This window comes from Chitinophaga chungangae, assembly GCF_017742215.1.
In the GTDB taxonomy this organism is placed as follows: Bacteria; Bacteroidota; Bacteroidia; order Chitinophagales; family Chitinophagaceae; genus Chitinophaga; species Chitinophaga chungangae.
In genome coordinates, this window is the sequence record NZ_JAGHKP010000001.1 from 1,908,996 (window position 1) to 1,922,081 (window position 13,086).

3 protein-coding genes are annotated in these 13,086 nt (G+C 56.0%); all 3 read left to right on the forward strand.

The window, feature by feature from the left end; all coding sequences use genetic code 11:
* Nucleotides 1-176 precede the first annotated feature (176 nt).
* The gene (locus J7I43_RS24705) at nt 177-773 is read left to right on the forward strand and encodes an RNA polymerase sigma-70 factor (RefSeq protein WP_317197065.1); all 597 of its coding nucleotides are present in this window, start codon (nt 177-179) and stop codon (nt 771-773) included.
* 498 nt (nt 774-1,271) lie between these two features.
* Complete coding sequence (locus J7I43_RS08110; RefSeq protein WP_209145069.1) at nt 1,272-12,866, forward strand: Calx-beta domain-containing protein; 11,595 nt, start codon at nt 1,272-1,274, stop codon at nt 12,864-12,866.
* 38 nt (nt 12,867-12,904) lie between these two features.
* Nucleotides 12,905-13,086, forward strand: a 182-nt coding sequence (locus tag J7I43_RS08115; RefSeq protein WP_209145071.1) for a type IX secretion system membrane protein PorP/SprF, incomplete at its 3' end; no start/stop codon positions are given.

The window sequence follows — 13,086 nt, forward strand, 5'->3', positions numbered from 1 at the left end:
GGTTTCGGGCGGTTGCCGTTAGTCGGTCAGGGGGATTTTTTTGACTTTTTTTTGTTTTTTCTTATAGTATACTGATAACCAATTCGATATAAGGGATTTTCATTTTTTGCTGAATCGATTCAGCAAACCGCGAAAAAAGTACGAAATATTACTAAATTTGAATAAACTTTATCATCATAGCACGGTACGCCAACTATAGTGATCCAGCATTATTCGCGTTATGGCAGCGGGGAGATGAAAAAGCGTTCAATATTATATATGAACGGCATTTCATCCGCCTGGTGAATATCGCGTATAAAAAAACCGGTGATACCGCCGCGGCGGAAGAACTGGCGCAGGACGTGTTCCTCTCTTTTTACCGGCAAATGCCGGCGCTGCGCGAAGATACCATTCCCGAAAACTATCTTTTTGTTGCCCTTAAAAACCGCATCTTTAATTATCACCGTCAGCAGCTGCTGCAGTTGCGGAAAGACCAGTCGTTGTGGAAAGACCCGCGGTTCCAGGCGCCGGAGGTGAACCTGCAGCTGGAATTAAAAGAATTGCAAACTTACCTGAAAGCCCGCATCGAAGAACTGCCGCCGCAATGCCGGACGGTGTTCCTGTTAAGCCGCGAGGCACAGCTGTCCAACAAGGAAGTGGCGGAAAAACTGAACATCTCCGTGAACACGGTGGAGCAGCATATGCGTAAGGCCCTGCGCATCCTGCGCGCGTCGCTGGGGAATGACGTGACGTTGTTGGTGATACTGGCGGCAGGCGGGTTGTATCTCCATTAGATCCCTCTTTTTGAAATGTAGAACTTATACTACAAACAAATCGGCAGGCAAGCAATACTTTTACGCATCGTTGTGAAGATTCGGTAACAACCATGTCCCTTTTAACAAAACCATTTTCCATGCAAAGAAATTTACTTTTCCATCAACATTGTACCTGAATGTTCTTCTGCCATGCTTTCCCGGAGATGGCCCTGTATATAAAATTGCCGCAAGTCTGAAGGGTTTGCCATGCAGGCAGGCCATCTTGCGCCATAACGTACTTTTTTGATGTTATCATAAAAAATCAAATCTTATTATTATTTTTACTCTGGTCCATGCTATTTAACCATAACCATTCAATAGAAACTGTAACCTAGTGAATAACCAGTACCTGTAACCAAAACGATTCATATGTAAAGAAATTTACTTCCCTCAAAATATATCAAGACCCGAAAATACCTAGTCATTCTTCTCCGCAAGATGACCGGTTTGCTTATTGTCCCCTTACACCGACAAAAGATGAAGAGACTAATCCTGTTTTTTACCGTATTGTTTTTTGCAACCAGCACGTATGCAGCTAATTATTATTGGGTAGGTGGCGCCGGTAGCTGGAGCGAACTGGGCCACTGGTCCAAAACCTCCGGCGGCACCCCGGACCATTCGATCATTCCCAACCTGGATGACGATGTGTATTTTGACGCCAACAGCGGACTGGCGGATGGCGACATTATATACCTGCCCACTGCGAGTCCTGCTTATTGCCGCAATATGTCCTGGGCCGGCGTAACGGTTGCCGCAAGCCTGGTTTGGCAGGGCCAGCCGCTGCTGCTATACGGCAGCCTGGAAATGGCCGCTTCCGTGCGTTATGGCACGCGGGGTATATCGTTCCTGGGCGGCAGCGATGCAACCCTGAAAATGAATGGCGCGGCCAGGCTTCCGGTTACATCATGGTACACCCCCATTACAGTAAACAAGCCAGGCGGTTCGCTTACCTTGCTGGACGGCATTCCGGCGGGGCTTACAGTGACCGCTTTCTCGCTGACTGCCGGTGCTCTCGATATGTCCGGTCTGACGCACACCTTCGAAAGTTTTATCAGCGACGGCAGTAGTGCAAGAAGCGTGGATATCAGCAACGCGACCCTTAATTTAAGCGGCGGTTGGGATTACCGGGGAACCAATAATACGATCAATTCAACAGGATCAACGATCACCGTCGGAAACTTCTATTCAGACCGGTTCACCTATCCCAAGGTGAACATCACGGCTGGCGGCACTGCAATGGTGATCAATAACACTACTTTCGGTGAACTTACCTTTACGAACGCGTTAGCCCCGTCCCAAAGCGTACGCATTGGCTCAGGAAACACGATCGAACGGCTCGAGTATAAAGGTGGCGGCTCGGTTGCCGGCGGCGGGAATGTGATCAAAGACCTCTACATTGCGCCCAGTACGCCCGGGTTTTCATTTGTAGGCAATAACACCATCACCGGAACGCTGCATGCCAATACGCCGGACTGTAATGCCCTTGCACAGCTACTTGGCTATGGCGCCGGCGCTACTATCACGTTCGCGCCAGGCGCGGTGGCAGACGTGCGTAATATATACATGACCAACCTGGCCGCGGCAGGAAGTATTACGTTGCCCATCCCCGTAACAGGGGCAGACGGCGGTGGCAATACCGGTTGGGATTTTCAGCCTCGCGCGACAGGCACTACGCTGTATTGGGTAGGGGGCGCCGGGGACTGGAACGACAAGGCGAACTGGAGCCTTTCGAGCGGCGGGACCGGCGGCGCTTGTGTACCGTTCACGGGCGATGACGTGGTTTTCGACGCCAACAGCGGATTTGCGGCGGGAAATAATACGGTGACCGTAAGCGGCAGCGCCTGGTGCCATAATATGACCTGGACGAACGTAACCGCATCGCCGGTCTTGAGCCAGGCGCCGGCTTCTACCTTCGAGATCTATGGCTCCATCGCCTTGCATGCCGACCTTACCTTGAACGGCAATATCGTGCTGAGAGGAACGGAGGTGACCACGCTTGCCACCAATGGATGCAGCAAAGGCATCGTTACCATCAATTGCGCTAAAGCGAATGTGTCCGCGGGCCTTACTTTGGTCGACAATATCAACTTCCCCGGGCTTTCGCTCTTGCATGGAAGAGGACAATTGTCCATGGCAAACCGCACCCTGAACATGCAACTCTTTAATAGTACTACCGGTCTTGGCCGTACCATAGACATCCAGAATTCAACGATTACGGTCACCTACTGGAACCTTGGAGCGGCAAACGTAGTCATGGTAAACAATGCGGCCGGTTCTTTCATCACATCGAACCGCGGCTTTACGGCCAATGGCCTTACTTATTCCAGGGTACAATGCAATACGACCGGGAACGAAATAAACGTAACGAATACGACCATCAGCGATATGCTGGTTACCAGCACGGGCCTCGTTCCCGTAATCGTTGCGCTGGGCGGAGGCAACACCATCGGCACACTGGAACTAAAGGGGGCGGCCGAGCTCCGGGGCAACAATACCATCAATAACCTGTTGCTGGCGCCTTCCCGCAATTATAATTTCAGGAATACGCAGACCATCAACGGCCTGCTCCGCTACAATAACCCCGATTGTTCCGGCCTTGGCGAAATGAGAGGTCTTGCGGGCGTTGCGACTTTAAATTTCGGGCCTTCTTCAACGAAAGATATCGGCAATGTGTTGCTGGAAAATATGACAGCGACGGGAACCGGCGTTCCGGTAGCCATATCGGGTGCGGATGCCGGCGGTAACACCGGCTGGAATATCACCGCCGCTTCAAGCGGCGCGCGATACTGGGTGGGAGGCAGCGGCGACTGGAACGACGCAGCCCACTGGTCAGCCACATCCGGCGGAGCAGGCGGCGCATGTATACCCTCGGTAGCAAATGATGTATTCTTTGACGCCAAAAGCTTCAGCAGCGGGAGCAGCTCGGTGACAGTGAGTGCCGGCCATGCATACTGCCGCAACATGAACTGGACTGGAGCGGCATTCGCTCCGACCCTCACCAAAAGCACTTCCTTCAACATCGAGGTATGGGGTAACCTGGTATTGAATCCCGCCGTGCGGATGAATACACCTACCGTAGGTATCGCCGGACCTTCACTGAGCTTCAGAGGCGCGGCCAACAGTACGATCACCACTAACGGCTCGACGCTTGGCGATTTCGACCTTTCCGTCAATAAACCGAATGGCGGCAAAGTTACCTTGCTGGACGACTTTAACAATGCGAATTCTGTTATAGAGGTGAACAACGGCGCCCTGGACATCAGCGGCCGGACGGTAACCGTGACATATATCACGGATAACAGTACGGCTAATCCTGTCAGTCTCAATATTACCAATGCCACCATCAACGGCGGATGGCATGCCATGGGCACCAGCAAAACCGTGCAGGCTGCCGGCTCGAATATAATAGGAGCGACCGTCTTCAGGACCAACGCGGGCGTATATAATAAGGTGGATGTAGCAACCACCAACGATGCGGCGATAAGTATCAATGCCACCACCATCGGCGATCTTCTGTTCAGCAATAACAACGCGGCCTCCGGGGCATACCTCGGTACAGGCAATACCGTCGACCGCCTTGAATTTAGGGGGAAAGGCTCCATTCTTGGTACCGGCAATACCATTGACACGCTGATATTCGCTCCTGGCAAAACTTACACTTTTGCATCGAATACCAATACCACCATCAACGACGCGTGGTATGGCAGCGGCTCTCCCTGTAATCCCACGCAGATCGTCAGTTCGTCTACCACAAACGCTACCGTGACCAAAACGAACGGTACGGTCGATTTCGATTATATCCGTCTCAACCGCATTACCGCCGCCGGCGTTACCCCTTTTAAAGCAAGGGAACATACGGTGGACCTCGGCGGAAATGTCAATTGGGATATTTCGCCATATGACAACTCCGCTACTATCACCGGTTTCGGGCCGGACCGTACGGTCTGTGCAGACGCATTCCCCGTTGTTTTGAACACGGACGGCTTCTTTGCCGGCCCTTCCGCCACTTACTTATGGACCGGTGGAAGCACAGGGAAAACGTTGTCTGTTACCGATGGCGGCACCTATAAAGTAACCGTTCAATATCCTGACGGCTGCTCGATTTCCGACGAAATTACGATTACAAAAAGCACCGTGACCGTTGCCCCGATCACCGGCGATGCCGGAATATGCGACGGGGAAACCACCACGCTGGCGAGCGTTACGCCCGGCGGCGTATGGACCACCAGCGACGCGGCCGTGGCTACTGTGAGCCCCGCCGGCCTGGTGACCAGCGTTGCGCCGGGAACGACTACCATCACGTATACCGTTACTAACGGGGACGGATGTACGGGATCGCAGCAGTTCGTTGTTACGGTGAACCCAATCCCCGCCGCACCTGTTATTACCGGTACCTTAACCTTATTTGAAGGCGGCACCACCACGCTTTCCGGCGGTACGCCCGGCGGCGCGTGGACCACCAGCGACGCGGCCATCGCCACCGTGAACGGCACCGGCGTAGTAACCGGCGTTGCGGGCGGTTCCGCGGACATTACTTATACGATAACCAGCGCCAGCGGATGTACGTCGTTAGCGACGGTTACGGTAACCGTGGATGGATTTTCGCCGGACAAACGCGAACTGGGCATCGTTAAAACGGCGGATGCGCAGGAACCGGGCACTAACGGCGGATTTTCGATCCATCTGCCCACGGGTGTTCTTGCCGTGGAAGATATTGCCGTTACCTATACCATAGCGGGCACTGCAACGGCGCCCGGGGATTATACCGCCCTGAGCGGCACCGCAACGATCCTTGCGGGGCAGAACGGCGTGACGGTGCCGGTGAATGTTCAGAACGATGGATTGATCGAAAGCGCGGAAACCGTGATTGTTACTTTATCCGCCGGTACTTCCACTAATTATGCGTACACGATCGACGGTACCGCCGGCAATGCCACCGTACAGATCGCGGACGATGATGATACGCCCGCTAACCGCGTGGTAAGCGTAACGGCACAGCTGAACGCTTCCGAACCCACCAATACGGGCACCTTTACCGTAGCATTACCCGCCGGTGCGCTGGCCCCCGAGGATATTACCGTGGCCTTTACGCTCGGCGGCACGGCCATCAATGGCACCGACTATCAAACCTTCCCTGTTTCCATCGTGATACCGGCCGGCGAAAACAATGTAGTGATCGACGTGACGGCGATAGACGACCAGGTGATGGAAAAAACGAAAACCATTGAACTGACGCTTACGGGCGCTACCGTGCCCACCGCCGGCAGCTTCACGATAAGCGCCACACAAGGCACGGCCGTGCTCAATCAAAACGATAACGACTATGTAACGGCCAACAGGGTGCTTTCCATCACCGGCAACGGCGATGCGGCCGAGCCTTCGACCCACAGCAGCTTTACCATCAGCCTGCCTGCCGGGTACAGCTCATCGTTGCCCGTTACGGTGAATTATACCGTGACAGGCACGGCCACGGACGGCGCGGATTACAGCGGGCCTTCCACCAGCATTACCCTTCCAGCCGGCCAAAACAGTGTAGACGTTCCCGTGACCGTGATGAACGATGGTCTCCTTGAACCGCTGGAAACCGTAATACTTACCCTCACCGGCGGCACTGCCACCGAAGGAGGGATTACCGTCTTTTCTTTTACTCCCAACCCATCGGCAAAAACCGCTACCGTAAACATTACCGACGACGACAATACGAGCGGCAATACCACGCTGTCCGTTACCGCGCAAAATGCCGCGGAACCTGCCACCAACGGCAGCTTTACGATCAGCTTGCCCACGGGCGTGCTGGCTTCCGAAGACATTGCCATTGCCTACTCGATAGGGGCGGGCACCGCTACGCCCGGGACCGATTATAGGGCTATCACCGGGAGTATTGTGTTGCGGGCGGGCCAGAACAGCGTACCGGTTGCGTTGACCGTTATTGACAATACAGTGATAGAACCACCCACCGAAACAGTAATATTTAATATTGTAGGCGGCACATCGCCCAATCTCACCTACACAGTGAGCGCTACCAACGGCAGCGCCACCGCTACTATCGCGGACGACGACTTTGACGCCGGCAGCAATATCGTGTTGCTCACCAAAGTTTCGGACGCCATCGAAGGCGGCACCAACGGGCAATACAGGGTATCTTTCCCTCCGGGCGTGAGCAGTTCCGAAGATGTGGTGATAGGATTTACGGTAAGCGGTAGCGCGAGACGCATCGCACCAGGCATCGATTATAACCTGCTGGGCCTCAGCGGAAACAATATAGTGATACCTGCCGGCGCCAGTGAAGTATATATCGACGTGGATGCGTCTAACGACGGTATTATTGAAGGGCCGGAAAACGTAATACTCGACCTTACCAGCGCGGCGTCTGCTTCCTACCCATATACAATAGATCCGTCAGGCAATGGGGCAACGGTATCTATCGTTGACGCCAACGCCGCCAGCAGCACGCCGCTGCAGGTGATAACGGGCGCGAATGCGGCAGAGCCGGCATCTAGCGGTACATTTACCGTAAAACTGGCAGGAGTTGCTACTTCCGCTTGGCCAGTCACGGTAGGTTACCGCGTCAGCGGCACAGCCACGGCCGGTTCCGATTATCAGGGCATAGGCACAATTGTTATTCCCTCCAATACCAATGCTGTTTCTGTTTCACTGGCCATTCTAGACGATCAGATCATCGAACCGGTTGAAACGATGACGTTCACGCTGCTCTCCGGCAGCGCCACTGATGGCGGCGGTAATGCATTTATTTTCCCGCCGGACCCGGCCAATAACGACATCTCCGTCAATATCGCCGACAACGACGCCTCCAGTGCCAACCAGGTGCTGAAAGTAATGCCTAATGTGGATGCTGCGGAACCGAACACCAATGGCAGCTTCACCGTGAGCCTGCCGCCCGGTTATTCTTCTTCGGCCAACACGACGCTCAGCTATACAATGACCGGCACCGGTACCCGCAACACGGACTACACGATATTTACCATTACGCTCCCGGCGTATCAGAACAGCATCTCTCTTCCTTTGTTTGTCACCAACGACCAGGTGATCGAAGGCACGGAAACCGCGATCCTCAACCTGAACGGGGCCACCGACGGCAACAGCTTCACCTACAGCGCCGATCCTTCGGCCAGACAAGCCACCCTTAACATCCTGGACGACGACGACGTACCGGCCAACCGCGTGTTGAGCATTTCCACCTATCTCAATTCCAGTGAGACCGGTTCGAACGGTGCAGTGAAGATCAAACTGCCGGCCGGCGTTAGCGCGGCGCACGACATTACCGTTAACTACACCGTAAGCGGCGGCACCGCCACCGAGGGCCTGGATTACGATGCGCTCACCGGCACGGCGGTTATTCCCGCCGGGTTTAATGAAATAACGGTGCCGGTAACGGTAAAAGATGACGACATCATCGAACAAACGGAAACCGTGGAACTCACCGTTTCCGGCGGTACGGGTGGGCCTTCCAATACAACGCCCTTCACCGCCGCAACCGGCAGCGAAACCGCTTCCGTATTGATCCTGGACGACGACGATGTGCCGGCAAACCGCGCATTGAGCATAACAGCCGGCGCGAATGTAACGGAAGGCTCGGGAGACCCGGCTGAGTTTACAGTCAGCCTTCCCGGCGCCACCATTACCAGTTCGGAAGATATCACCGTGTCTTACACGGTAAGCGGCACGGCCACCGCCGGCGACGACTATACGGAGCTTTCCGGCACCGTGGTGATCCCCGCCGGCCAGCACAGCGTAGTTATCAGCGCGCCTGTGCTCAACGACCTGCTGCTGGAAGTTTCCGAAGACATTACCGTTACGCTTGCGGGCGGCGCCTCGGCCAGTTCCCCGTATACCGGCACGGGCAGCGCCACCGTTACCATCGGGGACGACGAGAACCAGCCCGCTTCGCTGGTGCTGAACGTAACGTCCACCGCGGATGGGGCAGAACCGGGCACCAACGGCAATTTCCGGATCAGCCTGCCCACGGGCATCATCCCGACGGAAGACATTACCGTGTCTTACCTGATCGGCGGCACGGCCACCTCCGGTGTGGATTACAACGCTATCGCCGGCGCCGTGATCATTCCCGCCGGTCAGAACAGTGTAGACGTTCCCGTTACCGTAATAAACGACCCGATCATCGAAGCGCCTGAATCGGTGGTCTTCACCCTTGGAGGCGGTAGCTCCACCAGCTTCAACTTCACCGGTTCGGGCAATGCCACCGTGAATATCGCCGACGACGAAAGCACCACACCCGCCAACAGAACGCTCACCATCACAAAAGATGCGGACGCTGCGGAACCTGTTACCAACGGCGGCTTCATCATTAACCTGCCTCCAGGCATCACCGTAACCGAAGATGTGACCGTGAACTACATGATAGGCGGCACCGCAACGGCCGGCGACGATTATGCCGCTCTGAGCGGCAGCGTGGTGATCCCAGCCGGACAGCCCGGCATTAGTGTGCCCGTTACCGTTATCGACGACCAGTTAATGGAGACCGCCGAAACGCTGATCGTTACGCTTGCAGGCGGCGCCAGCACGAGCTTCACTTTCACCGGCACAGGCAGCGCAACGGTAAACATTGCGGACGATGAAAGCACCCCGCCGGTTGCGATAACCATCGCAAAAAATGCGGACGGCACGGAACCCGGCACCAACGGCAGCTTTACCATCAGCCTGCCCGCAGGCGTCACTTCAATTGAAGACGTGACCGTGAATTACACCGTAGGCGGCACGGCGATAGCCGGCGGCGATTACACCGCGCTGTCCGGCGCCGTGGTGATCCCCGCGGGACAGAACAGCGTGACCGTACCCGTAACTGTGGCAGACGACGACATTATAGAAACAACAGAAACAGTAACGGCAACCCTCACTGCTGCGGGCAGCGCCAGCTTTACCTTCACAGCAAGCGGCGCCGCCACGTTGAATATCGCGGACGACGACAACACGCCAGCAAACCTTGTACTGAACATCACCAAACTGAACGATGCTACAGAACCGTCTTCCGTAGGCACTGCGCTGGTCGCGCTGCCCACTGGTATTACAGCCATGGAAGACATTACCGTTACTTATACGATTGGCGGCACCGCGGCTGCTGACGCGGATTATGCGGCACTTTCCGGGACCGCTATCATACCGGCCGGCCAGAACAGCGTGCAGATACCTATTTTCGTGATAGACGACCAGGTGATAGAGACGCCGGAAACCGTTGAGCTTACGTTCACCGGCGGCACTAGCACCAGCTTTGCCTTCACCGGCACGGGCAACATATCCGTCGATATCGCAGACGATGATAACATCCCGGCTAACCTGGTGCTGAATGTTGTCAGCAACACGGCCGCGGCGGAACCGGATGTGCCGGGCAGCTTTACGATCTCGCTTCCCAACGGCATCACCGCTACCGAAGACATTACAATCACCTATGCAACGGGCGGCACTGCTGTTGGAGATGAGGATTATGAAGCGATGGTAGGTCTTGTAGTGATCCCTGCGGGCAGCAACAGCGTGGACGTGCCGGTAAACGTGCTGGACGACCTGACGCTCGAAGGCACCGAAACCGTTACCCTAGAGATTACCGGCGGCACCACCTCCAGCCTGACCTTTGCCCCGGGCACAGATAAAACGGCTTCGCTGGACATTGCGGACGACGATAACGATCCATCCAAACTGGTGCTGAACATCGCAAGGGGCGCGGATGGCGCTGAACCGGGCACCGACGGCAGCTTCATAATCAGTTTGCCGACAGGTGTTACCACTACGGAAGACGTGACCGTAAATTATACGACAGGCGGCACCGCTACTGCGGGTGACGATTACACGGCGCTCACCGGCTCGGCGGTTATCCCCGCTGGTCAAAGCAGTGTAACGGTAACCGTGGCAGTAGCAGACGACGACATCATAGAACCGGCGGAAACCGTGACCGCCACGCTGAACGGCGGAAGCTCCGCCAGCTTCACGTTCACCGGTACGGGCAGCGCCACGGTGAACATCAACGACGATGAAAGCGCGGTACCGGCCAACCTTGCCCTTACCGTAACTAAAGGCGCGGACGGCGCGGAACCTGCAACCAACGGCAGCTTCGTGATCAGCCTGCCCGGTACGGTAACGACCTCCGAAGACATTACCGTGCAGTACACCATTACCGGAACAGCCACTGCCGGAGGCGACTATACCACGCTTACCGGTACCGCGGTGATCGAAGCGGGCGACCGTACGGTAACCGTTCCCGTTCCCGTGTTGAACGACCAGGTGATCGAGCCGCTGGAAACCGTTGTGATGACGCTCAACGGCGGCAGCAGCACCAGCTTCGCATTTACCGGCACAGGCAATGCCACCGTGAACATCAATGACGAAGAAAATGTACCGGCCAACCTTGTATTGAATGCGACCAACAACGGAAACGCGACGGAACCCGCCACCCACGGCGGTTTCACGATCAGCCTGCCCAATAACATCACCGTTTCGACGGACGTTACCGTGCATTACACCATCACCGGTGCCGCCACCCCGGGCGACGACTACGGCGCACTGAGCGGCTCCGTGGTGATACCCGCCGGTCTGGGCAGCATTCCCGTACCGGTAACCGTGAGCGACGACGACCTGATAGAAGGAGACGAAACCGTTATTCTGACCATCACCGGCGGAACGGCTACCGGCCTCACTTTCACGCCGGGCGCAAGCAGTACCGCCACGGTGACCGTTGCGGACGACGATACCAACCTGGACGTGACGGTACTCGCCAGCACACCTGCCGCCGCGGAACCCGGCACACCAGGCGCGTTCACCATCAGCCTGCCCGCCGGTAAAACATCCGCTGCGGACGTTACGGTTACCTACACCATCAGCGGTACGGCTACCGCCGGCGACGATTACACTGCCCTTACGGGTACCGCTGTGATCCCCGCGGGTGACAACAGCGCGCCCGTTGCGGTAAGCGTACTGGACGACAATTTTGTGGAAACCCCCGAAACCGTGACCATCACGCTCACCGGCGCCTCCTCTTCCGGCAGCGCCTTCACTATCGGCACACCCAATACCGCTACGGTAACGATCGCCGACGAGGATGCGGCAAGTCTTGTACTAGAAGCATCGGCCAGCAAACCGGCCGCAGCAGAACCCGGAACCCATGGCGCCTTCACCATCGGCATCGCGGGCGGCAAGATCGCTACGGAGGCAGTAACAGTTCAATATACCATCAGCGGTACGGCAACGGCAGACCAGGATTACGAAGCGATCAACGGCATGATAACGATCCCTGCCGGCAGAAACAGTGTAGACGTGCCCGTTACCGTAATAGACGACATCGATGTGGAAACCCCTGAGACAGTGGTGCTGACCGTTACGGGCGGCCAATCCGCGAACTTCAGCTGGACGGCGGACGTTGCCCGCCAGGCGGTAGTGACCATCACCAGCGAAGATATCCCGATGGGCGATCTCTCGATCACCAAAGAGATCGTGCAGCCGTTAACCGGCCCGTACCGTCTCGGACAGGAGCTCACTTACCGCATCAGCATCCGGAACATCGGCAACGGCATAGCCGGCGGCGCGGCGGTAACGGATACGTTGCCCGTGCAGCTCGGATTACCCGGCATGACCAATGCGAGCAGGGGACAGGTGAACGTTGCAACGGCGAACAGGGTAGTGGTATGGACGATCGGCGATATGCAGCCCGGCGCAACGGCGCAGCTCGAGATCCGCTGCAGGATCACGGAAGGCGGCGCGATGGTTGCCGGTGCTGAAGCTGTCAGCGGCAGTACAGACCCGGACCTAACCAATAACAAAGCGGTAATGAGATTGCAGATCGACGGACAGGACCTCAACTTCCCGAACGTGTTCACACCGAACGGCGACGGCAAGAACGAGAAGTTCGTGATTGGCGGTCTTGAAAAATACACCGGCGCGAAACTCCAGGTGTTCAACCGCTGGGGCGGGCAGGTATACCGGTCAAACGACTACCGCAACGACTGGAACGGCTCAAACCTGGTAGAAAGCACGTATTACTACATCCTGGAGGTCCAAAAACCCGACGGCGTTAAAACTTATAAAGGATGGGTCATCATTTTGCGGTAATGAAATCAAAATTCTCTGCTGATCTTAAAAGCAAACAGATGCAAAAAATATTCAGGGCGGCGATCACGGTTTTGCTCCTCATCCCCGGGGCCTGCGCGATGGCGCAGCAGAACATCCAGTTCAGCCAGTACGTGTTCAACGGGTTGAGCATCAACCCGGCGTATGCGGGGTATAAAGAAGACCTGTACCTGAACGCGACGTACCGTCATCAATGGGCGGG